Origin of the sequence: uncultured Nostoc sp., from assembly GCF_964245575.1 — a bacterium.
GTDB lineage: Bacteria > Cyanobacteriota > Cyanobacteriia > Cyanobacteriales > Nostocaceae > Nostoc.
This window is the reverse complement of sequence record NZ_CAXTNP010000090.1, coordinates 1-26,525: the sequence shown is the minus strand read 5'-3', so window position 1 is coordinate 26,525 and position 26,525 is coordinate 1. Positions and strand designations below refer to the sequence as shown.

The following is a 26,525-nucleotide window of genomic DNA, read 5'->3' as shown; positions in this document are numbered from 1 at the left end:
GTGCCCCTACCGCGTGGTCTATTTACCTGAAAATAGCTGTAAATTCTATCAAGATTAATTTAAAATATTATATATGTTATATGTGTAATATAGTTAACAAATTAAAAAAATCTAAATATATCAAAAACAACAAAAAGCATGAGAGTGTCACAAAAGTTAGCTATAAAGACACTGAATATATGTTTGTCAACAATTCCATAAATAATATTTGGATTGTGTTAGGTGATGATACAAAAAATCTTTTAAAAATATAAGGTGTTTAAAGCTGACATTAATATTGGCAATTTCCCCCTAGAATTTTAGAAATAGGGTGTTTTATATTTTAGGGATTGGGGATTGGGGATTGGGTACTAGGCATTTGGAAAACTTTTCCTAGTCCCTAGTCCTCAGTTACTAATCCCTAGTCTCAGACAAAAAGGGGAATTCCGCCTAAAGGACTCGAAGCCTGCGTAAATCAGTATGGCCCGTGATGAAATGCGATCGCGTGTTTCGATCGTTCATGGGTGTTAACAGACTCAATTCCCAATTGGCTAGAGTACGGCAGAGTTATGACCCCCAGCATTACAGATTCAGCAGTAAAGGCTGCGTTAGCAGCTGTTGCATCGCAGTCAGCCTCAGCAGAGGAAAAAATCCAAATGCTGATTGAGATAGCACAAGGCTTTCAAAAAAAGCCCAAAACTGCCCAAGACTTGCGAAATGCAGTTGGGTTATATTACCGGGCTTATGAAATGTGTGGTGAGGAGTATCCCCTACTGAAAGCCAGGGCCCAAGTAGGTATGGCAGGCACATTACAGGCAATCCCTGATGTAGAGACTGAACTGTTATTGCAAGCGAAAGCAGGTTATGAAGAAGCACTACCGATTTTAGAAGAATTAGCAACGCCAGAGGAAGTGGCAGAAACGCAGATGAATTTTGGGCTGGTGTTGCAGTCGCTTGTGCCATTCAATTTGGCGCGGATAACCGACAGCATCCAGGCTTATCATGAGGCGTTGCGGGTGTTTACCTGGGAAGATTACCCCCAGGAATACGCGATTTTATATAACAATATTGCGATCGCTTACCTTTCCATGCCTTTAGCATCAGAACGGGAATACTTGCGTCAAGGGTTAGCTGTGCAATCATTTGAGGTAGCACTAAAGCATATTAATTTGATTGACCATCCCAGAGAATATGCGATGTTGCAAAATAATTTGGGTAACGCTTTGCAATATTTAGTGAGTTCCCATCCTGTAGAGAATAATTTAAGGGCGATCGCAGCTTATGACGAAGCGTTAAAAGTGCGTAATGCCAAAGATACACCTCTAGAGTACGCTAACACAATTTCCAACAAAGCCAACGCCCTATTCAACTTACCAGACGACCAGGAAAAACCAGAAGCTGGTAATCCTCAAAATCTTTTGCAAGCGCGGATCTACTATCTAGACGCTTTAGAAATATTTACGAAATCCCAACAAATTGGACAAGCAGAGGTAGTAGCCCAAGCGCTACAAGATGTAGAAGCAGAAATGAAGGGTTAGGAGTTATGAGTTATGAATCTAATTTGCTTCCTAACTCTTCACTCTTCACTTTAACAATCAGGACAAAAGAGGATGAGAGATATTTTTACCTACCCAAATGTGATAAATTTTATCACAAGTTTAGCAGATGGTGACCTGAATATAGCAACAGAATTCGTGTGGTTAATCATCGCCACAGCTTTGTCTATGGTTGGCGGTGCAATTGGCGGAATGCTGTTAGCTGGTAAAGATATAGGCTATCAGTTTTCAGCAATGCTTGGTGCATTATTTGCTCCTGCGGGTGTAATTCCCGGCATCTTATTAGGGCTTGCAGTCTTAGATTTATTGACAAATTATTAGGAGATAACATGTTAGAGATCGGATGGTTTTCAGCCAAGTTATTTTTTAAAGGAAAGCTACTACGCGACCCAGTGTATTTTCTTAAGCAAACTACTATTGGTATTGCTATAGGTTTCTTACTACTAGTGTTACTCGCACAAGCCCCAATTCCCTTATACTTACCAATAATATTATCTAGCTTAGTGACAGGCATGATTATGCCATTTCTCCTCAAAGACTTCAAAATGAAGTGATTTGTCATTTATGAATAACCAATGCCCAATGTCCAATGACTAATGACTAATGACAAACCTTGAAGAATTAATTCAGGAAATTAACCGCTTTGAGGCGATTATATCCGATTGGGATGAAAGCCAAAGGTGTGTAGCAGTAGGTCTTAAAAGAGCAATTGAGGCTTTGCATAAAGCTGCATTGACTAATTTGATTAAAAGCTTAAAACAAGAGTCAATGTCAGCTTTGCGTCATGCTGTTGCTGATGAGGTAGTGTATGCAGTGCTGCTTTATCATGAACTAGTTAAACCACCAAAACCACCATTAGCGCAGCGCATTCAGACAGCCCTTGAAGAAGTTCGCCCAGGTTTAAAAAGCCATAATGGTGATGTAGAATTAGTGGCAATTAAGCCACCAGATACAGTCGAAGTCAGATTAATCGGAACTTGCAGCAGTTGTCCAACTTCTACTTTGACTTTATCTCAAGGAGTAGAACAAACAATCAAAAACCATTGTCCTGAAATTACCAAAGTATTTGCAGTCAATAACAACCCTACTGTTAACAATGCTAATTCTGGTTTAATCAGTCCCTTTTCTACCCAAATAACTAGTACTTGGATCAAAGTAGCAACTATTGATGAAGTTCCTGAATTTAGTGTATTGGCAGTACAAATTGCTGGTAATTCACTAATTTTAAATCGTCAAGGTATTATGGTAAAATGTTATCGTAATGCTTGCACTCATCTAGGAGCTCCTTTAGAAAAGGGTAAAATTGAAAATGGTATTCTTACCTGTCCTTCCCACGGATTCCAGTACAAATTAGAGACAGGCGAATGCTTAACTGCACCTGATATTTCGCTTCAGTCGTATCCAGTCAAAATTAAAGACGATAAGGTTTTTGTGAAACTGCAAAAATGATGATGCAAAGGTAACATTTCAGCAAATATACTTGGCGATTAGTCAATCACAGCTACTTTGCTTTTTCATTTCAGTAGTTCGCGTATTCATTTAAGTGTCTTGTGCAAGCAAAAGACCTAAATGCTTTCTCAATATCCCTAAATTCATTCTCATTTGTGTATTTTAGGTAATGATTTTAGTGTTTTGAGAAAGCAAAAGGCATATTACTTTCTCAAAATGAGCTTTTACTTTCTCAAACCCCAGTTTACTTACTCATTTTAGTGTTTTCCGCAAGCAAAAGGTGATTTGACTTATTCAAACCCCAGTTTGCTTACTCATTTTGGTGTTTTCCGGAAGCAAAAGGTGATTTGACTTACTCATTTTAGTGTTTTCCGCAAGCAAAATGAGCTTTTACTTTCTCAAACCCCAGTTTGCTTTCTCATTTCAGTATATCGCGCACTCATGCCAAAAATTCACTATGTAGCAAAAATTACCGAAGTTAGCTAGATTTTTTCAAGATTGATTAATACGGAAGTTGATTAAAGGTTTTAACTTAATTTGAAAAAAGCATAATGCCAAACTGTTACTGTTGTTACACGCTAATCAACATTAATGTTTTTAAATAATTATCAGCGTCTATTTGCGGTTCATGGATATCCCAATCAAAATTAATCCAATATCACAATCACCGCTAGAAGCAACAGAAATTTCTCAAGAATTACCTCTATCACCTCAAGGTGCAGAGGTAATTTTAGGCAACATTATTGAACCAGAACAATTAGTCATACCTGTAGCACCTAGTCCCATAACAATGTTTGGCCCTCGTGGTGCTTGTTTATTATCAGAAACTGGCCCGTTATGGGTATCAGATACCGGACATCATCGATTATTAGGATGGAACAAATTACCCACAAGAGATAGTCAACCTGCTGATTGGGTAATTGGACAACCTGATTTTTATCATGAGGGACAAAATGCTAAAAGTACACCAGGAAGCGCAACTTTAAATGTACCAACTGGAATTTATGCTTGTGGTGAAGGGTTAGCTGTAGCAGATGCTTGGAATCATCGAGTTTTAATTTGGAGAAATTTACCAGAAGATAACAATGTTCCAGCAGATTTGGTGTTAGGACAAGCTAATTTTATTGATAATGAACCAAATCGAGGAAGTCAACAAGCATCTGCTAATACAATGCACTGGCCTTATGGCGTTTTCTATCATCAAGGACAGCTATTTATTGCTGATACTGGTAATCGAAGGGTATTAATTTGGCATCAATTTCCAACAGAAAATGGTCAACCTGCTGATGTAGTTTTGGGACAACCAGATATGATATCTCGCAATGAAAACGGCGGTGCTTCTCCAACAGCAGCGAGTATGCGTTGGTGTCACGATATCACCTTTTGGCGAGAAAATTTGGTTGTCAGTGATGCAGGTAATCATCGAGTGATGATTTGGCAAGGAATACCAACAGAAAATAATACCCCTTGTGCAGTAGTTTTAGGACAAAAAAGCTTTGATTTTGTAGAAATGAATCAAGGAGTTTATTATCCTAGTGCTAGTAGTTTGAGTATGCCTTATGGAGTGGGAGTGACTGGAGATTGGTTAGTGGTTGCAGATACTGCTAATTCTCGGTTGTTAGGATGGAAGAAGCCAGAATCAATTTTATCACTGCAAGGTGTAATGGCAGATGGGTTGGCAGGACAAATAAATTTTCAAAGTAAAGGTGAAAATCGTAATTTTGGACTACCGAAACGAGATAGCTTAAATTGGTGTTACGGGATAAAAATTTGTGGCAATACGGCGGTAATAGCTGATTCTGGAAATAACCGAATTTTGCTGTGGCAGTTTAATAATTCGTAATTCGTAATTTTTGAAAGTCAAATTTATATGGCGGCTGAAGAAATTAGAGTTAGCGGTACTGTTCAAGGAGTAGGATTTCGCCCTACTGTATATCGTCTTGCTAAAGCTTGCGGTTTGCGTGGAGATGTTTGTAATGATGGTCAAGGCGTATTAATTAGGGTATCTGGTAGTGAGGAAGCAATAACAGAATTTGTTGCCAGATTGCAAACAGAATGTCCACCCTTGGCAAAAATTAATCAACTTACAAGAATTATTTATAAAGGTGAATTTAAATTTGATAATTTTATGATTTCTACTAGTGTCAGTAATGCCATTAAAACAGAAATTACTCCTGATGCAGCCACTTGTCCACAGTGTCAACAAGAAATATTCGACCCCTTTAGCCGCTTTTATCGCTATCCCTTTACTAACTGTACTAATTGCGGCCCCCGCCTGAGTATTATTCGTGCAATTCCTTATGACAGAAGCAATACCAGTATGTCTGCGTTTGCCATCTGTTCAGAGTGTGCAAAGGAATACCACGATGTCGAAAACCGCCGTTTTCACGCCCAACCTGTCGCTTGCCATGCTTGCGGGCCTTCAGCTTGGTTAGAACGCGCCGATGGTAAATCGGTTACTGCTTCCATGTTCTCCATGTTGGATGATGTTGATGCCGTTTGTACTTTGTTGCAAAAGGGTGAGATTGTCGCAATTAAAGGGTTAGGTGGTATTCATCTCGCTTGCGATGCAACTCAGGAAACTGCTGTACAAAAACTGCGTCAGCGCAAAAAGCGCTATCACAAACCCTTTGCTTTAATGGCGCGAGATATTGAGGTAGTTGAACAATATTGTAGTGTCAACACCAAAGAAAAAGAATTATTGACAAGTTCTGCTGCACCAATTGTTATACTACAAGCGACAGGTAAAAAAGTAGCACCATCGATAGCATTGGGGCAAAATACCCTTGGGTTCATGCTACCTTATACGCCCTTACATCATTTAATTTTGCGGCGGATGAATCGCCCAATTGTTTTAACAAGTGGTAATCTTGCCGATGAACCACAATGTATTGATAATGACGAAGCAAGAGAAAAATTAGGCACAATTGCCGATTATTTTCTATTTCACAATCGAGAGATTATTAATCGGGTAGATGATTCTGTTGTGCGTGTTATGGGTGATAAAGTCCAAATAATTCGCCGTGCTAGAGGATATGCACCAGCAGCAATTAGTTTACCACCTGGATTTAATAATGTGCCGCAAATTTTAGCAATGGGCAGTGAGTTAAAAAATACTTTTTGTCTATTGCGTGAAGGAGAAGCGATTCTCTCTCAACATCTGGGAGATTTAGAAAATTCTGCCGCTTTCAACGCTTACCAAGAAACTTTGAATTTATACTTAAATCTATTTGAGCATCAACCAGAAGTAATCGCCATTGATAAACATCCCGAATACCTTTCAAGTAAATTTGGTAAAGAACTCGCGGACACAAATAAAATCAAAATTTATCCCATTCAACATCATCACGCTCATATCGCAGCTTGTATGGCGGAAAATGGGATTCCTCTAGATTCGCCTCCGGTATTAGGTATCGCTTTAGATGGTTTAGGTTACGGTGATGATGGTACACTCTGGGGTGGAGAATTTATTTTAGCAGATTACCGTAAATTTCAGCGACTAGCAACATTTAAACCAGTAGCAATGATTGGTGGTGAACAAGCAATTTATCAGCCTTGGCGTAATACTTATGCCCAATTAATAGCTGCTAACCTTTGGGATAATTGCCAACAACAGTATGCTGATTTAGAAATTGTAAAATTTTTAGATAACAAGCCATTTAAATTACTCAATCAACTCATTGATAAAAGAATTAACTCTCCTCCAGCATCTTCCGTGGGGCGGTTGTTCGATGCAGTGGCTGCGGCTATCGGTATTTATAGAGATGAATGTAGCTATGAAGGGCAAGCTGCGATCGCAATGGAAGCTATAGTAGATGTTAACAGCTTAAATAATGATAAAGAAACTCCAATATATCCTTTTAATTTTATATTTTCAGATAGTATTTATTGTATAGACCCGCGCCCAATGTGGCTAGCCTTGCTCGATGACTTACAGCAGCAGATTCCACAATCAGTTATGGCTGCCAAATTTCACCAAGGTTTAGCTAATGCAATTGTGGAAATGGTTAAGCATCTTTGTCAAGAAAATCTAATTTCTCAGGTAGCCTTAACAGGAGGAGTATTTCAAAATTGTATATTGTTAGAGCAAGTTACCAAACGATTACAAGCATTGGGAATAAAAGTACTCACTCACAGCTTAGTTCCAGCTAATGACGGCGGGTTATCTTTAGGACAAGCAGTGATTGCAGCCGCACAATTAATACATTGAATATTGATATTTGATAACCTTTTTGTCACAAATACTTCTCTCTGTGTTCTCCGCGCCTCTGCGGTTAGTTTATCTTCAAGAAAAAAATGTGCTTAGGAATTCCCGGACAAATTATAGAAATTACCAACGTTAACCATAAATTAGCCATAGTTAACATTGGTGGTGTTAAGCGCGAAGTAAATATTGCTTGTATTGTAGATGAACAACATCCCCCCGAAGCATGTATTGGTGATTGGGTATTAGTACATGTTGGCTTTGCCATGAATCGAATTAACGAAAAAGAAGCGGCGGAAACATTAGAAATATTCCAAGAATTAGCAGCAGCACAAGCAGGGATTACTACTTAAACAATAGACTTTTATTTCCTCACGTAGAGGTGCAGAAAAAGAGTCTAATTTCTTTCTTTCTTTGCGTCCTTCGCGTCCTTTGCGGTTCGTTAAAAAAAAACTCCCTACCACAAAAGCGATATTAACTGATACATAAAACTCACCACTCCTCACTTCCTATGAAATATGTTGACGAATTCCGCGAACCGGAAAAAGCTGAAGCCATACGCCGCGAAATCGCTAAATTATGCCACCAGCTAGAAAAACCCATCAAAATCATGGAAGTATGCGGCGGACATACCCACTCCATATTTAAATACGGTATCGAAGAAATTTTACCCGAAGCCATTGAACTAATTCATGGGCCTGGTTGTCCAGTATGCGTTATGCCAAAAGGGAGATTAGATGATGCGATCGCAATCTCCCAAAATCATAACGTCATTTTTGCCACCTTTGGCGACGCAATGCGAGTTCCTGGTTCCAAAACCACTTTACTGCAAGCCAGGGCACAAGGTGCAGACATCCGTATGGTGTACTCTCCCCTAGACAGCCTGCAAATTGCCAAAGATAACCCCGACAAACAAGTAGTCTTCTTCGCCTTAGGCTTTGAAACCACAGCCCCCAGCACCGCCTTCACCATTCTGCAAGCAGCAGCCGAAAAAATTCATAACTTCAGTATGTTTAGCAATCACGTCCTCGTGATTCCCGCCCTCAAAGCACTATTAGATAATCCCGACTTACAACTAGATGGATTTGTTGGCCCTGGCCATGTCAGCATGGTAATTGGCACTGACCCATATCAATTTATTTCACAACAATATAATAAGCCAATTGTCGTCTCAGGATTTGAACCCTTAGATATTCTCCAATCAATTTGGATGCTATTGCAACAGCTAGTAGAAAATCGTTGTGAAGTCGAAAACCAATATAACCGAATTGTCCAAAAAAGCGGAAACACAGTAGCCCTCCAAGCCATAAACAAAGTTTTCGCCCTACGACATAGTTTTGATTGGCGTGGCTTAGGTGACATCCCCTATTCAGGATTACAAATTAAACCCGAATATGCCCAATTTGATGCCGAACTAAAATTTACCATTCCTAACCTCAAAGTAGCCGACCATAAAGCTTGTAAATGTGGAGAAATTCTCAAAGGAGTCTTAAAGCCTTGGGAGTGTAAAGTATTCGGTACAGCTTGCACACCAGAAACACCCATTGGTACTTGTATGGTATCTTCCGAAGGCGCTTGTGCAGCCTATTACAAATATGGACGACTCTCCACCATTGCCAAAAGAACAATCACCCAAAAACCAAAAATAACTCAAGAACCTCTCCCCGCCTGCGGCTTCTCCTCAGACTAAATACTCTGCGAACCTCTGCGCTTCCCTCTGCGTTCCTTTGCGTTAAAAAACTTTAATATGAATATTTACCCCACAAACTCAATACAAAATCCCTTATTCCAAAAAATAGAACAAGTCCGCCGTCGCCAAAGTAAAGTGCAAGACACTCATATAACTCTCGCACATGGTAGCGGTGGTAAAGCCATGCGTGATTTAATAGACGATATCTTTGTCAGCAATTTTGATAATGCAATTCTCTCACAATTAGAAGACCAAGCCAGCTTCAATTTAGCCCCTCTTCTCCAACAAGGAGACAGACTCGCATTTACAACAGATTCCTATGTTGTAGACCCGTTATTTTTTCCCGGAAGTGATATAGGAGAATTAGCTATAAACGGCACAGTTAATGATTTAGCTGTAAGTGGTGCTAAACCTTTATATCTAACTTGTAGCGTCATTTTAGAAGAAGGATTACCAGTAGAAACCTTACGGCGTGTCGCAGCCAGTATGAAAGCAGCCGCAAAAGAAGCTGATATTCAAATTGTCACTGGGGACACAAAAGTTGTACATCGCGGTGCTGCCGATAAACTCTTTATTAATACTGCTGGTATTGGTATCATTCCGCGAGGAGTTAGTATTTCCGCCCACAATATTAAACCTGGAGATGCAATAATAATTAATGGTGAAATAGGCAATCATGGTACAGCAATTTTAATTGCTCGTGGGGAATTAGCTTTAGACACTAATATTGAAAGTGACTGTCAGCCGTTGCATAGTTTAGTAGAAAATATCCTCCATGTCTGTCCCCAAGTTCATGCTATGCGAGATGCCACACGCGGTGGTTTAGCTACAGTACTAAATGAATTTGCCCTCAGTTCTAATGTAGGAATCCGTCTCTTTGAAGAATCTATTCCAGTGCGGGAAGAAGTGAATGGAGTTTGCGAAATTCTCGGTTTAGACCCGTTGTATTTAGCTAATGAAGGTAAGCTAGTTGTGGTGGTAGCAGCTAAATACGCAGAAACTGTTTTATCAGCTATGAAATTACACCCAGCAGGCAAAGATGCTTGTATTATTGGCGAAGTTATTCCCTCACCTCCGGGTATCGTATTGTTAAAAACAGTTTTTGGTGCTGAAAGGATTGTTGATATGTTAGTAGGCGACCAATTGCCACGAATTTGTTAATATTTCATAGATTTTATAGTATGCACGAACTTGGAATTACCCAAAATATTGTGGCAATTGTAGCTGAACACGCCAAAGGCGCAAAAGTGCAGCGAGTTTTATTAGAAATTGGCAAACTTTCGGCCATCATGCCCGATGCAATCCGATTTTGTTTTGATATTTGCACTCAAGGCACAGTTTTAGCAGAGGCGACATTAGAAATTTTAGAAATTCCTGGATTAGGGCGATGTCGCCAATGCGGTGCAGAAATTTATTTAGATAAACCATTTGGTATTTGTAACTGCGGTAGCGTGCAATTAGATTTAATTACTGGTGAAGAACTGAAAATTAAAGAAATAGAAATAGAGGAATTATGTGTGTAACCTGCGGTTGTTCTGATGATGGTGAAACTAAAATTATCAATTTAGAAACAGGTGAAACTGAACATAACCATCATCATCATACTCACACTTTAGCCGACGGCACTGTTATCACTCATTCTCACAGTCACGACACTCATATAGAAGCGTCTCAAGTTCATGCCAAAATACACAACACGACGATATCCTTGGAACAGGATATATTAGCAAAGAATAATTTAATAGCTGCCCAAAATCGGGGATGGTTTAAAGGTCGAAATATTCTCGCCTTAAATTTAATGAGTTCTCCCGGTGCTGGTAAAACAACTCTTTTAACGCGAACAATCAATGATTTAAAGCATCAATTATCTATTAGTGTCATTGAAGGCGACCAAGAAACCGCTAATGATGCCAAAAAAATTAAAGAAACAGGTTGCAAAGTAATCCAAATTAACACCGGAACAGGCTGTCATTTAGATGCATCAATGATAGATAGGGGTTTACAACAACTGAATCCGCCATTAAACTCAGTTGTGATGATTGAAAATGTCGGAAATTTGGTTTGTCCAGCCTTATTTGATTTGGGAGAAAATGCAAAAGTTGTGATTCTCTCGGTTACAGAGGGAGAAGATAAGCCGCTAAAATACCCGCATATCTTCCGTGCTAGTGACATTATGATTCTCACTAAAATTGATTTGCTGCCTTATGTAGATTTTGATTTGCAAAAGTGCATCGCTTATGCTAAAAAAGTAAATCCTCAAATTCAGATTTTTCAGATTTCTGCAACTACTGATATAGGATTAGATAATTGGTATAAATGGCTAACTGAAAAGGTAACAGATTTATCAACACCTTTTCCTGCCTAACTACTAAGCTATACAAGATCGTAACATCTGTCGTGCAAGTAAATTCAGGAATCAAATCAAATTGCTGTATTCAGTAAAACTGTAATTTTTGGAAATTATTTTGCTCCAAATTGCAACACCCTGCACTTTAAAAGTACAGGGTGAAAGACAGTGATAAAGATGATTCCCAGTTTCTATTTACCTTAAAGCCAATCTCGATAAGCAGATATTTCATTTACGCTGATTTCAAATGGCATCCCTTTGCCAAATGGCGGATAAACGCGGATTTTACCATTGGTAGCAAACCGCTCTAATCTATTACCCAACTGGGGAATATTGCTGACTATATGCCAGTAAGATACTAAGTCAGGGCAGTCAATAATTAATGTTAGTATGCTAGCATTTGTTGTGACATACCATTGACAATTAGACAACAGTACTCGCGTAATGCGATCGCAGGCTAGATAAAAGCATCTACCTGTAGACTGTTCTAGTTCCATTTGCAGCATTCCATCCTGTTTCGTTACCTCAGTTGGAGGTAAATCATCAGGAGGAAGCAGGTATAGTTTAGAAGACATAATTTCGCACCTCTTGGTTGTAGCGCGTCAAACTCTCCAGGTTTTTTTGCATATCAGAAGATGAGGGTTTGAGTGCTAACGTACCTAAATTTAATTCGTCCTGAAATTTCTTGATTTTGTCTCGACAAGTCTCCACATCACCAATAATTGAGTTCTCAATCAAATAATCTTCGTCGAAACAAATGTTTGTGCGATCAAATGGTTTTTGGTTGGGATTGGCACTATTTTGCAATACTTCAGCCGAATTAGCTTTCATTTTCTGGCTAAATTGGCGAACAAAAGGTAACGCTTCACTCACAGCCTCATCAAATGTTTTGCCAACATAAAAAAAGCGTGCCAGCAGGAAGTTTTCCGCACCACTAGAATTTAAGGCTCGATATTTGGCAACAGTATCCTTTAATCTCTCTAGAGAAAATGGCGGCCCACCCATCAAGCTGAAGGAATGTTTAGCAGCAAACTCGATACCCTCATCACCGCCAGTAGCAACATAGACTGGTATTTGACTCTGCAATGGTTTTGGGTAAATTGTCAGGCGATCGCATTGATAATATTGCCCATTAAATGATACATCAGTTTCATATAAGAGCTTGTGAATCAGTGCGATCGCCTCTAGCATCTTCGGACGGGATTCACTTGGGAGTGTCGCAAAATGCTTATTTTGTTGGGGAAAGGGGCCGCCTTTAGCAACCCCAAATAATAATCGTCCATTGCACAGGTTATCCAGAGTGGCGATATCTTCCGCTACCCGAATCGGGTTATGGAATGGCAGTAACACCGCCGCAGTGCCTAATTGGATAGTTGAAGTCAGCCCCGCCAAGTGTGCCATTAACAGCAACATGGAGGGGCTGAGATTGGATTCACTAAAATGATGCTCACTCACCCAGGCTGACTCAAAACCTAAACTTTCTGCTTGTTTTACTAGCGTGACTTGCTCAAAGATGGCACGATGAGCATCTTGGTGATGATTATCGTAATTGCAGAAAATTCCAGTTTTCATTACTTGCGTTAATACTTTGTGCTGGCTATTATAGTGGTCGATAGGTTCGTAGTAAGCACTAAGCGTGCTTAAATATTTGAGGACTAAAGTCCCCACTACAAACACCTTTACTCCTCTCCATTAATGCGATCAAAGACTAATTTACAACCCACTGCAACTCCAACCATAGACGTGGGTTGTTGTGTTTGACCTTCGACATCGGATCGCGCAACAATCGCTTGGCATTCATGCAGACTACCTGCACTAAACCCATATTGTCTGCTACTTCTCTGAGTATTTCTTTGTGGGCTTGCACACAGGAAATCATTTCGTCAGAGCAATAAATTCCTATATATTGCAAGCGTCTAGCAGGTCGTCCCCAAAAACAGGTAATGATTTTCACATAACACCCGTCTAGTAATTCTCCAACGTTTGGGTAGTAGTCGTTGAGGACTCTTGTGAATTCTTTGGCTAAGATATCTTCAGTAATCATTGGAACTGATGTTTCTGTAGCGTCCATCACGCTATTTAATATAACATAATTTTATCAATAAAATATGACAAAATATCCTATTATGCTTAAATAAAATATTAAATACTACAAAAAAAAGAGGCATACATTGTTTAGTATCACCTCAGATTTGCGTAAAGCATCTTTATATTTAGATATGAAAGTATTGGTTTGAAGACTCCTAGCCTTGGCGAATGGAATTCGCAGCTATACGACAATACGCTTGGCTTTGTGGAAAATTGTCGGTTGGGTTAAGCAAAGTGCAACCCAACAAAGCCCCAGAAATATTCGGTTACCGTGCCTTAAGCGCCTTTGGGTCTACGTTCCTCAACCTAACCTACTAGCGCTTAACCCACCTGCGTAAGTTAAACCAGTTGCTTGTTTTCTTAGTCAGCGTAGGCGAACTTTATTTGCAAGATTAACCACGATTTCTAATCGCCAGGTATATTTGTAAAGGTAAGATGCTCCCAAATACTCTAATATCAAAAATTATGAATTCAAATAAAATGCATTTTACTAGCACATCTTAATATTGAATTCTAAATTTTGTCTTTTTAATTGTTATCGAGCATTGCGTTCACAAACTAAGACTTCTGCTACAATATCTGGCACATTTACAAAGTCCGTAAATCCTTCATAACCACGGATTGGCGATATAAATGTGTAGTTTGGATCGCACACTCCATTGTCATATACTTGAAGAAACCATCTATCTGGAAATCCTTCTACACCTAATTCCACAGTGTACCAACTCTCGCCAATCAGACGAGAGTTAAAGATTATAAACCACTCCCTATTCTCTTCTGAAATATTCCAATCTGCCATGAGCAGTTCTAAAGCTATTTGTCCTGCATCCGTTGAAGTCAACAGCATTTTTACTCCTTATTTGCGGCTTCAGTGTTTGCAACTTCAGGATTGGAAACTTCCGGGTATAAACCCAATTCTTTAGCTAGCTCACGTGCTACAAAAAATAAAAACTTAGCACCATCTTGATTGCCTTCATGGGCAAACATAGTTGCTACTTGTAACATTGTTTCTAAAAACCCAGAATCAATCAATTCTGGTTTACTTTCCAAAACTTCTGGTTCTTGACCATTAGGGCATTTGAGTAGCTCATCAATTAGGTTAAAATACAGTTTTTGGCGTTCTTCTGACATAGTAATTTTGTTGATTTTAGTGAGTTAATTGTGAATTGGTTACTGTTCGATACTGTGCTGCCACAGTCTTTCCAACATTTCAACTTGTTCTTTTAAAACAGCCGCACGATGAACAAGATATCTGTCGTAAAAAAGAATCCCTAACCCAATACAAATAGGGGTTAGCAAGAAGAACCATTGCAAGATCGTGGCAAATTTATATTGTTCAGCAACTGTCAGCATTTGATGAATCACATTACGATCAGAGGATTGGATGCTAGTCTGAGGGGAATGTGTACCCTCTGTCCGGGGAGCCAAGATAGGAGCATCTCTACTAGTGTTGTTAACTTCGCAGGCTAAATTCTGGGATTTTACTAACTCCAAATGTCGCTCCCAAACTATGCCAAATACTACTACTCCTGGAGAAAGTACTGCTAAGGTAACTACGCAAATTGTGAGAACATTTAAAAGTTTGGCTTTCATCTTGGCTCTCCCTTGCTAGGTAGTATGCACTCAGCAAGAAAATATCTTTTGCTGTTTATTTTAAGTAGCTATATATTTCTACTTTTTAAACAGTTTTGATATTAAAATATGTGTAGTTGGTAATTTTTACAATCGTTAATTGTCAGTTATTTTCCTAATTACCACTGACTACTGACCACTGAAAAGCTACCGCGTTTTTCACAAAACGTAGGATTATTCAGTCATAAATAACGCGCTCAGATTCAGAGAATGTGATCTCATCTTCCTCTCAAAAGAGAGATTAAGAAGTCCCCCCTAGTTCACGAAGCTTTCGCTCAGGAATGTTGGGGGGTAGAGGGGAATCTCTGCGTAAATCCTATACGATTTATATCAGCCGCTCTCCACAAAACAGTTTACTCTAGCCCCGTTAAGATTATTAAATTCATTAGAATAGTACTCAAAGCTTGTAATTCACGCCTGATAAGCCTTACAAAAATTTATTGGGGTATGGGTGCTAGTGTTTTTAGGACGGGGCTCTAGTGTTTCCGAGGTGAGGTTCTGGTATTTCTGTACTCAACCTCAAAGCAGTGTAGGCAACGATTAAAGACTGTTTTGAGTGCAGTTTTTGAAAGAGAAAAACTGCACTCAAAACAAAATATCAATGTCTTTTGATAAAGATAGACTAATAATTTGGAAAAAACAATTAAATGTTTGGAAAGTAAATGATATTTTTATAACAAATATAAAATATTGAAAATAATGGTAAAAATCATGCATATATACAGAATTCTGATCAAGAAGCAATAGTTAGCAATTCCAAATGGTAAAATAGAAGTATGACAAGCTAGCCCTCTGCTGAAGTGAGAATCAATGGGAACATGTGATAAAGGTTCTTCCTAAGCTTTCATATTTTGTGATTTTGTTAAAATATATAGCATATGCACTCATTGACATAAAACTGCAAATTAAATACACAAAAGCTTATTGTTATAAGTCAATACTCTGTACTAAGATTTAGAATTTTAGGAGTTAAATAATGCGGATTGCTCAAGACATAACAGAACTGATTGGACGAACTCCTTTAGTTCAACTGAACAAGATTCCTCAAGCTGAGGGAGTAGTAGCAAGGATAGTTGTCAAATTAGAAGGGATGAACCCAGCAGCTTCGGTGAAAGACCGCATTGGGTTAAGTATGGTACTCTCAGCAGAAGCTGCTGGTTCAATTTCCCCTGGAAAGACGATTTTGGTTGAGCCTACTTCTGGTAATACAGGAATTGCTTTAGCGATGGTAGCAGCAGCGCGTGGCTACCGTTTAATTTTGACAATGCCAGAGACGATGAGCCAAGAACGACGGGCTATGCTCAGGGCTTATGGTGCTTCTTTGGAGTTGACACCAGGCACTGAGGGAATGCGGGGAGCTATTCGCAAAGCTGAAGAAATTGTGGCTAATACAAACGATGCTTTTATGCTGCAACAGTTTTGCAACGCTGCCAATCCCAAAGTTCACCAAGAAACCACCGCAGAAGAAATTTGGACAGATACAGACGGAGAAGTAGATATCGTCATTGCTGGGGTAGGTACTGGTGGAACGATTACTGGGATTGCAGAAGTACTCAAACAGCGTAAGAAGACTTTTAAAGCGATCGCAGTTGAACCCAGCAACAGCCCAGTTCTCTCCGGTGGTGAAGCCGGGCCACATAAAATTCAAGGTATTGGTGCCGGATTTATCCCCGATGTTCTCCGCCTAGAATTGGTTGATGAAGTCATTAGAGTCAGCGATGAACAAGCGATCGCTTATGGGCGACGTTTGGCAAAAGAAGAAGGCTTATTGTCTGGGATATCCTCTGGTGCAGCTTTATGTGCTGCAATTCAAGTAGGTAAACGTCCAGAAAACGCCGGACGTTTAATCGTGATGATTCAACCTTCCTTTGGTGAACGTTACCTCAGTACACCCATGTTTCAAGACTTGTCTTTAGAAACTGCTGGTGTCCGTTAAGGAAAGCAAGAAGAGATACAAAAAGTTAGGAGCCAGAAGTCACGATTCTTCTGGCTTTTAAGTTGAATTTAAGTATAATTTGAACTACGCAACTATACTGCATAGTTAGCTCTATACCTTAAGGCAGTTTTCGCGTGATCGCTAATTGAACCGCAACAGTAGTTCAAGCACAAATGAAAGTTTTCTCTACCTTAAGATAGATTTTAAAAATCAACGGGAACAAATATGCTGTTAGCAACAGTATTTTTTGTTCCTGAAAGATTATTTATAAAGTAAATTTTAAGAGCTTAACTGATATATATTTTCGGTTAGGTTGAGGTTACTGTATCCATCAAAATTAAGTAAATTTTAGATTTCACTTTGCGATCGTCAAAGTCACCTTCAGCCTGGGAACCCATCTAACGCGCTGGCTTCCCTGGTCTACGTAGGCTTAATATTTACTTTAAAAAATAATCTTTGATCGAAGCGATCGTTTAGATTATTCTCCAGTCTTTTATCCGACACATTTAGTATTTCCTATCGACTAGCAATAATGAAAAAGTTTTTCTTTTTTAAGGGTGCATCTGTAGCATCTCTGCTTGCTATTGCTGCCATCCCAGCAGCTTTTGCTCAGGTTCCCAATCAGCCTGATAGTGTACGCTTCAATCCTAAAGATACTTTCACGAATCCCCAGTTTCCAACAAGCTTAGACGATTCACAGATTGTTGCTCCTACTGCTCCCAACTGGGAGATCCCCCAGAATCCGGTGAGAAAATTTGACAAGTTCATCCTTCCCCCACCGCCCTCTAATACCTCTGTCCAAACCGCAGATGAACTAAGGGAATTGAACCAATTGGCAGCTACTCGTAACGATCCCAATGTCATCAACATTATCACTCGTTGGAATTTTGACCCACCTGCTTCAAACTATAACTACTATTTTGACCATTTAGTTCAGCTTTATAAATATAGTCCACCCTTGGCAGCGCGTTGTAGCGCCATGCTGAACGAAGGCATCTATGCTGGTCTTCTATCTGCGTGGTACAACAAATTTATGTACCTGCGTCCCCGCCCGGATCAAGTGACTAATTATACTTTTCAAGCTGCTAATCCAAGGCTACCTACACCTTATCACCCGTCTTACCCCTCTGGTCACTCCACCTCTGCCGGTGTTTTTATAGCTGTGGGAGCGGCATGTTTTCCTGAAGAACCAGTGGAGAACTTCGTTGCCTTGGGTAGAGAAGCCTCCCTTGCCCGCAGACAAGGAGGTGTACACTACTACTCTGACTCAGTAGCTGGTGAAGCCTTGGGGTATACCATTGGTAGTGCAGTAGTGAAGGGTTATAGAGACGACGGTTCTCCACTTGGTGGCAATACTGCTGCTTCTGTATATAGTCGTCCACCGTCATTTAATTCTTCCGGTACGCCGACTACTACCCTCGCGCTAAAGAAAAAAGCCACCGTCACTGTTGGGCCACAACTGAGTTCAGACCCAAGTAATCCTGGCAAGCAGAGAATAATCTTGGTGCCTATCAGGCCAAACGGAGAGTTTTCAACTGCTCCTGTCGTGAAGAATCCACCTGACCCACTGTTCAATATCCCAGCAACTAGTACAACACAACTTGGCCCCGTTACACCAACAACTGTCAATCCTAATGCAACACAAAGGAACGCTCCAGCTAGTTTCTCCGATCCAAAACCAGCCCCTGGTACGGGTAATGTAAATAATTTTGCCCCTATAGCTCCGTTAGATCAGGTAGATTCTGCTCCCTCAAGCAAATAAGCTTCCCAGAGCATTGGTTTAGAAGTCCTTCAAAATCAGCTGTTGTGTATTTAACTTATATACACAACAGCTTAAACCTGCTTTATGTATTTGGCGTAATTGAACTTTGAGTCAACGCCCCTTGTTAATTAACAATATGGCGCTGCTTATCCCGATAAACTACAGCTTTATTCAATTACTATCATGAAATTACAAGAGATCATCCCAGTGAAATTGCGCTTTCACTTGTGCGTTATGGCATTAAGCCTCACAGCTACCGCTACACCCTTAATGGCTCAAACTCCCATCCCTGGACACAATCAAGTTCACACTGAGTCCCAAGGTGATAATAAACCATCCTTTTTGCCGAAAATCCTTTCTAATATTAAGATTGAGCGTAAATCACTTAAATCTAGTCTGTTATACGAAGGTATGACTCAAGCTGAGGTGGAAAAAGTGATGGGAAAAGCAACTGATATCAAGGTGTTTTCCAATCCAGACATGCACATTGAAATCCTCAATTATCGCCAAGAGCCAGTTATAACTAAAGTCTCAATGATTGATGGTTATCTGTCAGGCATTGCTTGCGAAGCCAAAACCATAACTACTAATGATATTCCTCCTTTTGCTCAGGGCATTAAAATTGGGATGAGCCGTCAAGAGGTGCTGAAATTAATGGGCGAACCTTTCTCCGAGCAACGCAATGACATTTCTATTTACAAGCTTGAGCGACTCGCATACGTAAAAGATGGTCAACTACCAGTAAATGTAATTCTCACAGATGGTCGGGTGGAGGCTATGAATGTCGGATTGGAAACTCCAGCCAAAATTCTGGGAGTCATATTGCCAGCAGAACCAGCCATGCCAAAAAGCGGGCCAGTCTACCAACGTATCCGAATTGGGATGAACCCGCAACAGGTGATATCGATTTATGGTCAGCCGAATTTTGTACAACCTTCAGTGTTTAAGCAACAGAAGGTTGTAGATTTCGTGTACGCTACACTAAATACAGATGCTTCCACTAGATTTACATTTATCGACGACGTGCTGACACGTTTCTCTTTTATTCCCCAAGCAAATTTATATCATTCTAAGTAGTGTTGCACAAGTAGTAAATTACGTTTGTATCGGCTTTTAGATCGATGTGATTTTCCAGAAAATTGGAAAATCACAAAGCCTTTCTGACTAAAGTAAATCGCTACTTCAGCTACTTTAGGTATTATTGGAAGACATACTAATGCTTACAGCCACCTTCCTTATGGTGTTTATCGGCATTATCCTTACCGTGGGAACAGACTTGCAAATTCTCCTTCATGAGATTGTCGCTGATTCCTTGCAAGGATTCATCCACAGCTTGTAAGCCAATCCAAGCATCAATCTTTTGCACATCAAATCCTACCTCGCGGCGATCGCCTATTTCTAACAAAGGACGGCGAATCAACAACGGCTCTTTCAGCATCAGCATCAAAGCAGTTTGTTCATCTACTTTTTCAGGAACCACCTCACCAGATTTTATCTTGGGGGAGGAAAGATTAAACCATTCGGCTACGGGGCGATCGCCAAAAAATGAACGCAACCGCTCAACTGTCCAAGGTTCTGTTAGCAGGTTGTATGGGATCACCTCATGACCCGCAGCTGTTAGCAAAACTTTTTGCTTAGTACCACCTTTACAGCCTGGTTTGCTATAGAAAATTACTTTTGCCATTCAACTATCTCCTAATTACTCAATTGTTTGTAGTTGGCGCTTTAGCGCTACGCCAACTACGAACCGATGAAATTAATGCTGACGATTCCTAATTAAAAATTCCTAGCCTTATCGGTAACTGAGTCAAACTCAAATCTCTCTTTCGGATCAGTTTCGCCGTAAACATTAAAAGTCACAGTTGGTTCATCACCCACTGCTTCTACACTGTGAATTGCATCGGGAACGAAGCTGATAATATCCCCTGGAAATAGAGTTACCTCTCCCGTCTGTTCAATTTTGTCCTGAAATTCTGGGCTATGGGTGCGTCGCCAAAAAGTATTTTTTTCTTGACCTTTTAACACCGCCACGATTCCCCATGTCCCATGATTATGAATGGTTGAACGGGTTCCCGGTGCAAATGTTACTGTTTGCACTGTCAACGGAAAACCCAATTCATCGTATAGGAGTGAAACAGAGGTTCCCGTTTTGGGCGAAGGCTCTAAATATTGACTTTGCACCCAGTAAGAATTTACTATCAAGCGCCTTACAAGCATCTGAAGTTCTGGTAGACGACTGGCTTCATCGTCAACGCTATTGAGAACATCTTCCACCTCAGTTAAAAACCGATAAAGGCGGTAATTTTCTCTCAATAAATCCCATGCTCTCACAGATTTACAGGCTTGATACTGACCGTCCCCCGTTAGCAGCCAATCCTTACCTTTCATAGCTTTTAAATTGATAGCTGATAAGATTGCAGGACAATGATTGGAGAGACATTAGGAAGACTGCCTACGTCAAGTTTAGTAGGTACGTTAATAGAAGGAATGATAGAGTTCCTATTAGTACCCGCTCCCAAGAGGGAGTAAGAGGAATACGATGTAGTAGATAACCAATTGTTCATGATTGTTCACCTTGATTCTTGACTAATTAATCATCTTCTTCTGCTGGACGTGTCAAAATATCTAGGAGAATTCCGGCTCCGAAATCATTCTTTTCGTCTATTTCTTTGACTTTTGTGCTGATTTCTTTTGCTTGCTCAATTTCTCCTAAATTTGCTAGTACTAATCCAGAAGCAGCATAAGCATTTAAGTACAATCGGATTTGTGGGTCTTCTTTGCGATTGACTAATATAGGCTTAAGTTGCTCCCAATCATCAGGAAGTTTCTCTCGTTCTTTAATTTTATCTAATAATTTGACTGTTGTTTGCAAAGCAAGATAATAATTATTTTTATAATAGAAAAATCTATATGCTGCTACCAAGACATCTGTATTTTCACCAGTTTCGGCTAAAGCTTGTTGAATATACTTTTCCGATTCTGATGTATTCTCCCAGTTTTGTGCAGCTAGAATTAATAAATTTTTGATGTCCTCTGGAACCTGAAACCATGAGAATTTGTTTGCATCAAGTTGCATAATAATCTCTTTGAGAGTTAGGAGTTAAGAGTGAGGAGTTAGAAATTCTTAACTTCTAACTCCTGACTTTTGTTAAAACAGAGTAAGAACGTACACTAGGGTAAACAGAACAATCCAGATAATGTCTACGAAGTGCCAGTAAATTTCTGTCATTTCGATAAAAGTATGATTGGTTGCAGAATATTCACCGGAAATACGCGATCGCCACAATGCACGTAATATCAATAACAGTCCCACAAAAACGTGCAAACCGTGGAACCCTGTCATGATATAAAAGCAGTTGGCGAAGACGTTGGTAGTGAGTCCGTATCCTAAAGTTGAATACTCATAAACCTGACCACCTAAGAAAATTGCCCCCATGATTGCGGTAATTGCGTACCACAGTTGCATTCCCTTGACGTTATTCTTTTTAATCGCCGTATCACCGAAGTGGATGACAAAACTACTAGACACCAGAATAATGGTGTTAATCGTCGGCACGAGTAGTTCTACTTCACTTCCTTCTGGAGGCCAAACTGCTGTAGTACCTCGAAAAAACAAATAAGTGGCAAAAAATCCCCCAAACATTAGGGATTCAGAAGCGAGGAACGTCAACAATCCCCAAACTCTTAAATCTGGATGTTCTTCGTGTCCTGCACTGTGATCTTCGCTTGTGGTTGTAGCTATAGTCATAGATTTTTTGACAATATTATCTGCTGCGTCTGTTGTGGAAGCTTGAATGAAGAATGAAGTCTGAAGCGGCAAAATTTTCATTCTTCATTCAAAGTCCTTGTTTAACTCAACTCTTCACTTGTTCAGGAATTCTCAAAATTGCGAGTTCCGAGTTCTGAAGCTCAAGTTTCAAGTTCTCAAACCAAATGACTAGAAATTGCAGTCAGCTTGAGAGCGATCGCATTACTCACTCTACTAACTAAGCACTAGCTTCCGGCGTTGCAGATGGCTGTACCTCATTACTATGACCATGACCGTAGTCATAAGGGCCATGAGTCACAACCGGCAACACTTCCCAGTTTTCAATTGCAGGTGGTGAGCTAGTTGTCCATTCTAAGGTCAAAGCTTGCCAAGGATTATCACCAGCCAAAGGCCCTTTCAGCCAACTGTAGATCATGTTGATGGTGAAAGGAATTACCGATATCGCCAAAACAAATGAACCAAAGGTACAAATTTGATTGAGGTCGATAAATTGGGGGTCATACATTGCCACTCGTCGCGGCATTCCTTGTAAACCCAACTCGTGCATGGGTAAAAAGGTCAGATTAGTACCGATGAAGGTAAGGGCAAAGTGAATGCGTGCCAAGCTTTCATTCAACATTCGTCCGGTCATTTTGGGGAACCAGTGATAAATGCCAGCGTAGATGCCAAACACGGAACCGCCAAACAGAACGTAATGGAAATGTCCTACTACATAATATGTGTCATGGACATGAACATCAAAAGGTGCTGTTCCCATCGTCACACCGCTTAAGCCACCCATGACAAACATGGACAACAAGCCAATGGCGAAAAGCATCGCACCTGTGAAGCGGATTTTACCACCCCAGAGGGTAGCAACCCAGGCAAAAATCTTCACGCCAGTGGGAACTGCAACTATAAGAGTGGAGATAGTGAAGAACATCCGCATCCAACCGGGTGTGCCACTGGTGAACATGTGGTGTACCCAGACGAACAAACCCACAACGCAGATGGCTACACTAGAATAAGCGATCGCTTTATAACCAAAAATTGGCTTGCGGGAGTGAACTGGAATTACCTCCGACATGATGCCGAAGATGGGCAGAATCATTAAATATACTGCCGGGTGAGAATAAAACCAGAATAAGTGTTGATAAATTACAACGTTACCGCCTGCATCTGGTTTAAAGAAGGAAGTACCAAAGTTGAGGTCAAATAACAGCAGAATTAAACCGGCTGCTAATACAGGTGTGGACAGAAGTGCTAGCAGCGAGGTTGCTAAGATTGCCCAGCAAAACAAGGGCACTTGATCCCATTTCATGCTAGGAACCTTCATCATCAAAATGGTGATCACAAAGTTCAGCGAACCCAAAATTGAAGAAGTTCCCACTAAAACGATCGCAAGTATCCACATAGTTTGAGCGATTGGTGCTGTCACCAAACTCAAAGGTGGGTAAGCTGTCCAACCAGATTGCGAACCGCCAAAAATGAAACTACCTAATATCAGCGCACCTGCTGGTGGATTTAACCAAAAGGCGATCGCGTTCAGCTTCGGGAAAGCCATATCCCTAGCACCGACCATCAACGGCACCAAATAGTTGCCAAATCCCCCAATGGCGCTAGGAACAATCCACAGGAAGATCATGATCGTCCCGTGATTGGTCATGAAAGCGTTATACAGATTGGGGTCGAGTACGTCTGCATCTGGTGTTGCTAATTCGACACGGAGAGCAACAGCCATCAGCCCGCCAATGAGATAGAACACAAACGCCGTCACTAGGTATTGGATACCAATAACCTTGTGGTCAACATTAAATGTAAAATAGTCCTGCCATTTCCACGCCTTCGGATGGGAGGTATGGCCAGCAAGCATTTTCGGTTTCTTTTCTTCTGGTGGAGTATTCCGTGGAAATTCTACCTGCGTCATATTTTTTACCCTTATGCAAAGTCCAGGGTCAAACGTCCAAAGTAATTAAATTTGACTCTTGTACAGACGCGATTAATTGCGTCTCTCCTGACCAATGACTAATGACTCTAGAGTTGCTGCACTAATTCCCATATCATGGGTGTGGGGTGCGAGAAACTCTGATGTTGATAAGTCGGCTGGATTAATTGCAACGACTTGATTTAGGTTTTGCTGTTGAGCAATCTGGTTTTCTGTCCGCCAGTTATTATATTCTTCTGGTGTGTGGACAATTACCTGTGTCCGCATTGAACCGTGATAACCACCGCACAACTCAGCACAAACTACGGGATATGTACCTGGTTTAGTGGCGACAAATCGTAGTTCGGTAGGGATACCAGGAAGTGCATCTTGCTTCAGGCGGAAGTTTGGCACCCAGAATGAGTGAATTACATCTTGTGCTGAAAGGTTGAGTTGGACATCAGCACCAACGGGTATGTGCAATTCCCCAGAGGTAATGCCACTATCAGGGTAATTAAATAACCAGGCGTACTGTATGCCTTTGACATCAACAACTAAATCGGCTGGTTTGTTTAGCGTTTGAGGAGACGCGCCAATCCCAATTGTCGGGGCAATTGTTGGGGCAGTTGTTGGGGCAGCTGTTGCTTCAGTATCGCTTAATGTCGCAGCAATCGCACTCCCCGGTATATGAGCAACATGAGCTGCTGAATGAGGATGACCCGCAGGATCAAAGCCTCCCATTCGGTTAAAAACATCTACACTGTAGATGCCTAAGAGGAGGACAATCACTGTTGGAATTGCTGTCCAAAAGACTTCTAAGGGCAAGTTACCTTCTATTGGCACGCCATCGGTATCGTCACCCCGACGGTGACGAAACTGAATCAAAAAAACTACAATTGTTCCTTCAACCACTAAGAAGAGTGCGATCGCAATGGTAAACATGACGCTGAAAAAACCGTCTACCAAAGGCGCTTGTAACGATGCTTGCACCGGCATCAGAGTGTGATTCTGACCAATCCAAATACTGATTGCTGTAACTACTATCCCAGCAACCAGAGTCCATAGTGAAACAGGAACTTGTTGCATACATGCTACCTGTGTAAACAGTCTTTAAAGGTGTGATTTTCTGGTATTAGGTATTTAGGCGCTGGGCATTCTTATCTATTCCTCATTCCCTATTCCCTATTCCCCATTCCCTTTTCACTTATTAACTTTCTAACGTGCAGCCATAAAAAATGGGGGAAACTTCCAGATTTTTTCCATATCTTTCCCCCAAAAACTTACAAATTATATTTCAACTCCTATGAAAAAGGTAGCCCCCTGCTCCCAGAAAAGCTAGTTGTTCCAAGAGGGCACTGTTAGACCTAATATTGATTAGGCTATATTAGCAGCAAGTTTAAATTTGTTAATAACTTACATTTTGCGATCTACGGATTTGTTTACTGTGAACTTTTTATTAGTTACAGTAAATATTTAGTATTCCCCTCAAGTTACCTTGCCTAGCGCATTTGCGCTTTATACAAACAGTGCCTCCTTGAATTAACAACAATTTTGACTAACTTCAAAAACCTTAATTGTTTAATTCAACATGCGTGTAGCAATTCTTGGGGCAAATCCGTGAACAAGCTTCACAACCAATACAGTTATCTGGAGAAGTCACTGCCATTACTTTCCGTTCAACTTCTTCATCATCTTCATCTTCTACAAATTCGCCTTCTTCATTGAGTGCCTTCAAACCTAGCACATTGTACCCGCATACTTTAACGCATCTGCCACAGCCGATACATTTGTCCTTGTCAATTTCTTGAGCGAATTTTGGTGTCCAAGCCTTACCGCCAAATGTCAAACCTGTTAGTTGTGCCATAAATAATCCCTCGGCAATTTTGCCTTTCAATCTGTTTGTGCATTAATCATCATATTATCCTAATCTTTTATTCTTTTATATTCAAAAATTACTTTTTAATCATCAAATTCCGATGACTTTGAACACAAACTTACATTGTTTTTGATTTCAAATTATAGATACATTTTATTGAGAATAATTGTCTAGTTCTAGAAGGGTAAAGTAGCCTGTTGCTACTGTGTGTTGGTGAAAAAAGGATAATTATTATTTCCAGCAGATACAACTATCTCTATAACAGTGATGATATTCTTTTTCAAATATTTTTTTATAAGACAGATAAATATATACAAATAGTATTGTATTATAC

28 protein-coding genes are annotated in these 26,525 nt (G+C 40.3%); 15 read left to right on the top strand and 13 right to left on the bottom strand.

The annotated features are described in order from the left end of the window. The 12 genes from ACFFAP_RS16250 to hypB form a co-directional block, all read left to right on the top strand. The coding region (locus tag ACFFAP_RS16250; protein WP_375512169.1) for a hypothetical protein at positions 1-254 on the top strand (254 nt) is incomplete at its 5' end. Between the two features lie 294 nt (positions 255-548). Continuing rightward, positions 549-1,517 (top strand): hypothetical protein, encoded by a 969-nt coding sequence (locus ACFFAP_RS16245; protein WP_375512168.1) that lies wholly within the window; start codon positions 549-551, stop codon positions 1,515-1,517. Between the two features lie 72 nt (positions 1,518-1,589). Continuing rightward, entirely contained in the window at positions 1,590-1,856 is a 267-nt protein-coding gene (locus ACFFAP_RS16240; RefSeq protein WP_375512167.1) for a hypothetical protein, read from the top strand. A gap of 8 nt (positions 1,857-1,864) precedes the next feature. Next, complete coding sequence (locus tag ACFFAP_RS16235; RefSeq protein WP_375512166.1) at positions 1,865-2,089, top strand: hypothetical protein; 225 nt, start codon at positions 1,865-1,867, stop codon at positions 2,087-2,089. A gap of 49 nt (positions 2,090-2,138) precedes the next feature. Beyond that, the gene (locus ACFFAP_RS16230; RefSeq protein ID WP_375512165.1) at positions 2,139-2,984 is read left to right on the top strand and encodes a NifU family protein; all 846 of its coding nucleotides are present in this window, start codon (positions 2,139-2,141) and stop codon (positions 2,982-2,984) included. A 628-nt stretch (positions 2,985-3,612) separates the two neighbouring features. Next, the gene (locus tag ACFFAP_RS16225) at positions 3,613-4,827 is read left to right on the top strand and encodes a hypothetical protein (protein ID WP_375512164.1); all 1,215 of its coding nucleotides are present in this window, start codon (positions 3,613-3,615) and stop codon (positions 4,825-4,827) included. Positions 4,828-4,854: 27 nt separating this feature from the next. Continuing rightward, positions 4,855-7,194 (top strand): carbamoyltransferase HypF, encoded by a 2,340-nt coding sequence (gene hypF / locus ACFFAP_RS16220; protein WP_375512163.1) that lies wholly within the window; start codon positions 4,855-4,857, stop codon positions 7,192-7,194. A gap of 86 nt (positions 7,195-7,280) precedes the next feature. After that, positions 7,281-7,541 (top strand): HypC/HybG/HupF family hydrogenase formation chaperone, encoded by a 261-nt coding sequence (locus ACFFAP_RS16215; RefSeq protein WP_375512162.1) that lies wholly within the window; start codon positions 7,281-7,283, stop codon positions 7,539-7,541. A 158-nt stretch (positions 7,542-7,699) separates the two neighbouring features. Then, positions 7,700-8,878, top strand: coding sequence for a hydrogenase formation protein HypD (gene hypD, locus ACFFAP_RS16210; RefSeq protein ID WP_375512161.1), 1,179 nt, complete (start codon positions 7,700-7,702; stop codon positions 8,876-8,878). 57 nt (positions 8,879-8,935) lie between these two features. Continuing rightward, complete coding sequence (gene hypE, locus ACFFAP_RS16205) at positions 8,936-10,039, top strand: hydrogenase expression/formation protein HypE (RefSeq protein WP_375512160.1); 1,104 nt, start codon at positions 8,936-8,938, stop codon at positions 10,037-10,039. Positions 10,040-10,059: 20 nt separating this feature from the next. Beyond that, on the top strand, positions 10,060-10,401 hold the full coding sequence (locus ACFFAP_RS16200) for a hydrogenase maturation nickel metallochaperone HypA (protein ID WP_375512159.1): 342 nt from the start codon (positions 10,060-10,062) through the stop codon (positions 10,399-10,401). After that, positions 10,392-11,243 carry a hydrogenase nickel incorporation protein HypB gene (hypB, locus tag ACFFAP_RS16195; protein ID WP_375512158.1) on the top strand — a complete coding sequence of 284 codons (852 nt, stop codon included), beginning with the start codon at positions 10,392-10,394 and terminating at the stop codon, positions 11,241-11,243. The genes ACFFAP_RS16200 and hypB overlap by 10 nt, the downstream gene beginning before the upstream one ends. 182 nt (positions 11,244-11,425) lie before the next feature. On the opposite strand, the gene ACFFAP_RS16190 is transcribed toward hypB, so the two are convergent. From ACFFAP_RS16190 to ACFFAP_RS16165, 6 genes are all read right to left on the bottom strand, one after another. Further along, the gene (locus tag ACFFAP_RS16190; protein ID WP_375512157.1) at positions 11,426-11,800 is read right to left on the bottom strand and encodes a hypothetical protein; all 375 of its coding nucleotides are present in this window, start codon (positions 11,798-11,800) and stop codon (positions 11,426-11,428) included. Continuing rightward, entirely contained in the window at positions 11,790-12,797 is a 1,008-nt protein-coding gene (locus ACFFAP_RS16185; protein WP_375512171.1) for an LLM class flavin-dependent oxidoreductase, read from the bottom strand. Before ACFFAP_RS16185 ends, ACFFAP_RS16190 begins: the two co-directional genes overlap by 11 nt. A 136-nt stretch (positions 12,798-12,933) precedes the next feature. Further along, positions 12,934-13,296: a hypothetical protein gene (locus ACFFAP_RS16180; RefSeq protein WP_375512156.1), complete on the bottom strand. Its 363-nt coding sequence runs from the start codon at positions 13,294-13,296 to the stop codon at positions 12,934-12,936. A 552-nt stretch (positions 13,297-13,848) separates the two neighbouring features. Further along, a complete protein-coding gene (locus ACFFAP_RS16175) occupies positions 13,849-14,160 on the bottom strand; it encodes a hypothetical protein (RefSeq protein WP_375512155.1) in 312 nt (103 codons plus the stop codon). 2 nt (positions 14,161-14,162) lie between these two features. After that, positions 14,163-14,444, bottom strand: coding sequence for a hypothetical protein (locus tag ACFFAP_RS16170; RefSeq protein ID WP_375512154.1), 282 nt, complete (start codon positions 14,442-14,444; stop codon positions 14,163-14,165). Between the two features lie 39 nt (positions 14,445-14,483). Next, positions 14,484-14,906 (bottom strand): hypothetical protein, encoded by a 423-nt coding sequence (locus ACFFAP_RS16165; protein WP_375512153.1) that lies wholly within the window; start codon positions 14,904-14,906, stop codon positions 14,484-14,486. A gap of 1,015 nt (positions 14,907-15,921) precedes the next feature. Here ACFFAP_RS16165 and cysK point away from each other — a divergent pair. From cysK to ACFFAP_RS16150, 3 genes are all read left to right on the top strand, one after another. Then, the gene (gene cysK, locus ACFFAP_RS16160) at positions 15,922-16,881 is read left to right on the top strand and encodes a cysteine synthase A (RefSeq protein WP_375512152.1); all 960 of its coding nucleotides are present in this window, start codon (positions 15,922-15,924) and stop codon (positions 16,879-16,881) included. A gap of 532 nt (positions 16,882-17,413) precedes the next feature. Further along, positions 17,414-18,643, top strand: coding sequence for a phosphatase PAP2 family protein (locus tag ACFFAP_RS16155; protein WP_375512151.1), 1,230 nt, complete (start codon positions 17,414-17,416; stop codon positions 18,641-18,643). A 183-nt stretch (positions 18,644-18,826) separates the two neighbouring features. Then, positions 18,827-19,720: a hypothetical protein gene (locus ACFFAP_RS16150; RefSeq protein ID WP_375512150.1), complete on the top strand. Its 894-nt coding sequence runs from the start codon at positions 18,827-18,829 to the stop codon at positions 19,718-19,720. Between the two features lie 136 nt (positions 19,721-19,856). On the opposite strand, the gene ACFFAP_RS16145 is transcribed toward ACFFAP_RS16150, so the two are convergent. From ACFFAP_RS16145 to fdxB, 7 genes are all read right to left on the bottom strand, one after another. Beyond that, the gene (locus tag ACFFAP_RS16145; protein WP_375512149.1) at positions 19,857-20,327 is read right to left on the bottom strand and encodes an ArsC/Spx/MgsR family protein; all 471 of its coding nucleotides are present in this window, start codon (positions 20,325-20,327) and stop codon (positions 19,857-19,859) included. Positions 20,328-20,419: 92 nt separating this feature from the next. Beyond that, positions 20,420-21,031 (bottom strand): cupin, encoded by a 612-nt coding sequence (locus ACFFAP_RS16140; protein ID WP_375512148.1) that lies wholly within the window; start codon positions 21,029-21,031, stop codon positions 20,420-20,422. Positions 21,032-21,233: 202 nt separating this feature from the next. Next, entirely contained in the window at positions 21,234-21,719 is a 486-nt protein-coding gene (locus ACFFAP_RS16135) for a hypothetical protein (RefSeq protein WP_375512147.1), read from the bottom strand. 72 nt (positions 21,720-21,791) lie between these two features. Beyond that, on the bottom strand, positions 21,792-22,391 hold the full coding sequence (locus tag ACFFAP_RS16130) for a heme-copper oxidase subunit III (RefSeq protein WP_375512170.1): 600 nt from the start codon (positions 22,389-22,391) through the stop codon (positions 21,792-21,794). 238 nt (positions 22,392-22,629) lie between these two features. After that, entirely contained in the window at positions 22,630-24,318 is a 1,689-nt protein-coding gene (gene ctaD / locus ACFFAP_RS16125; protein WP_375512146.1) for a cytochrome c oxidase subunit I, read from the bottom strand. A 72-nt stretch (positions 24,319-24,390) separates the two neighbouring features. Continuing rightward, positions 24,391-25,401 carry a cytochrome c oxidase subunit II gene (locus ACFFAP_RS16120; protein ID WP_375512145.1) on the bottom strand — a complete coding sequence of 337 codons (1,011 nt, stop codon included), beginning with the start codon at positions 25,399-25,401 and terminating at the stop codon, positions 24,391-24,393. Positions 25,402-25,885: 484 nt separating this feature from the next. Continuing rightward, the gene (gene fdxB, locus ACFFAP_RS16115) at positions 25,886-26,179 is read right to left on the bottom strand and encodes a ferredoxin III, nif-specific (RefSeq protein WP_375512144.1); all 294 of its coding nucleotides are present in this window, start codon (positions 26,177-26,179) and stop codon (positions 25,886-25,888) included. Between the last annotated feature and the right edge of the window lie 346 nt (positions 26,180-26,525).

What these genes read in the sequence shown, in the direction of transcription:
- ACFFAP_RS16245 (WP_375512168.1), top strand. Translation starts at nt 549, where the DNA reads ATGACCCCCAGCATTACAGATTCAGCAGTAAAGGCTGCGTTAGCAGCT.
- ACFFAP_RS16240 (WP_375512167.1), top strand. Translation starts at nt 1,590, where the DNA reads ATGAGAGATATTTTTACCTACCCAAATGTGATAAATTTTATCACAAGT.
- ACFFAP_RS16235 (WP_375512166.1), top strand. Translation starts at nt 1,865, where the DNA reads ATGTTAGAGATCGGATGGTTTTCAGCCAAGTTATTTTTTAAAGGAAAG.
- ACFFAP_RS16230 (WP_375512165.1), top strand. Translation starts at nt 2,139, where the DNA reads ATGACAAACCTTGAAGAATTAATTCAGGAAATTAACCGCTTTGAGGCG.
- ACFFAP_RS16225 (WP_375512164.1), top strand. Translation starts at nt 3,613, where the DNA reads ATGGATATCCCAATCAAAATTAATCCAATATCACAATCACCGCTAGAA.
- hypF (WP_375512163.1), top strand. Translation starts at nt 4,855, where the DNA reads ATGGCGGCTGAAGAAATTAGAGTTAGCGGTACTGTTCAAGGAGTAGGA.
- ACFFAP_RS16215 (WP_375512162.1), top strand. Translation starts at nt 7,281, where the DNA reads ATGTGCTTAGGAATTCCCGGACAAATTATAGAAATTACCAACGTTAAC.
- hypD (WP_375512161.1), top strand. Translation starts at nt 7,700, where the DNA reads ATGAAATATGTTGACGAATTCCGCGAACCGGAAAAAGCTGAAGCCATA.
- hypE (WP_375512160.1), top strand. Translation starts at nt 8,936, where the DNA reads ATGAATATTTACCCCACAAACTCAATACAAAATCCCTTATTCCAAAAA.
- ACFFAP_RS16200 (WP_375512159.1), top strand. Translation starts at nt 10,060, where the DNA reads ATGCACGAACTTGGAATTACCCAAAATATTGTGGCAATTGTAGCTGAA.
- hypB (WP_375512158.1), top strand. Translation starts at nt 10,392, where the DNA reads ATGTGTGTAACCTGCGGTTGTTCTGATGATGGTGAAACTAAAATTATC.
- ACFFAP_RS16190 (WP_375512157.1), bottom strand. Translation starts at nt 11,800, where the DNA reads ATGTCTTCTAAACTATACCTGCTTCCTCCTGATGATTTACCTCCAACT.
- ACFFAP_RS16185 (WP_375512171.1), bottom strand. Translation starts at nt 12,797, where the DNA reads ATGAAAACTGGAATTTTCTGCAATTACGATAATCATCACCAAGATGCT.
- ACFFAP_RS16180 (WP_375512156.1), bottom strand. Translation starts at nt 13,296, where the DNA reads ATGGACGCTACAGAAACATCAGTTCCAATGATTACTGAAGATATCTTA.
- ACFFAP_RS16175 (WP_375512155.1), bottom strand. Translation starts at nt 14,160, where the DNA reads ATGCTGTTGACTTCAACGGATGCAGGACAAATAGCTTTAGAACTGCTC.
- ACFFAP_RS16170 (WP_375512154.1), bottom strand. Translation starts at nt 14,444, where the DNA reads ATGTCAGAAGAACGCCAAAAACTGTATTTTAACCTAATTGATGAGCTA.
- ACFFAP_RS16165 (WP_375512153.1), bottom strand. Translation starts at nt 14,906, where the DNA reads ATGAAAGCCAAACTTTTAAATGTTCTCACAATTTGCGTAGTTACCTTA.
- cysK (WP_375512152.1), top strand. Translation starts at nt 15,922, where the DNA reads ATGCGGATTGCTCAAGACATAACAGAACTGATTGGACGAACTCCTTTA.
- ACFFAP_RS16155 (WP_375512151.1), top strand. Translation starts at nt 17,414, where the DNA reads ATGAAAAAGTTTTTCTTTTTTAAGGGTGCATCTGTAGCATCTCTGCTT.
- ACFFAP_RS16150 (WP_375512150.1), top strand. Translation starts at nt 18,827, where the DNA reads ATGAAATTACAAGAGATCATCCCAGTGAAATTGCGCTTTCACTTGTGC.
- ACFFAP_RS16145 (WP_375512149.1), bottom strand. Translation starts at nt 20,327, where the DNA reads ATGGCAAAAGTAATTTTCTATAGCAAACCAGGCTGTAAAGGTGGTACT.
- ACFFAP_RS16140 (WP_375512148.1), bottom strand. Translation starts at nt 21,031, where the DNA reads ATGAAAGGTAAGGATTGGCTGCTAACGGGGGACGGTCAGTATCAAGCC.
- ACFFAP_RS16135 (WP_375512147.1), bottom strand. Translation starts at nt 21,719, where the DNA reads ATGCAACTTGATGCAAACAAATTCTCATGGTTTCAGGTTCCAGAGGAC.
- ACFFAP_RS16130 (WP_375512170.1), bottom strand. Translation starts at nt 22,391, where the DNA reads ATGACTATAGCTACAACCACAAGCGAAGATCACAGTGCAGGACACGAA.
- ctaD (WP_375512146.1), bottom strand. Translation starts at nt 24,318, where the DNA reads ATGACGCAGGTAGAATTTCCACGGAATACTCCACCAGAAGAAAAGAAA.
- ACFFAP_RS16120 (WP_375512145.1), bottom strand. Translation starts at nt 25,401, where the DNA reads ATGCAACAAGTTCCTGTTTCACTATGGACTCTGGTTGCTGGGATAGTA.
- fdxB (WP_375512144.1), bottom strand. Translation starts at nt 26,179, where the DNA reads ATGGCACAACTAACAGGTTTGACATTTGGCGGTAAGGCTTGGACACCA.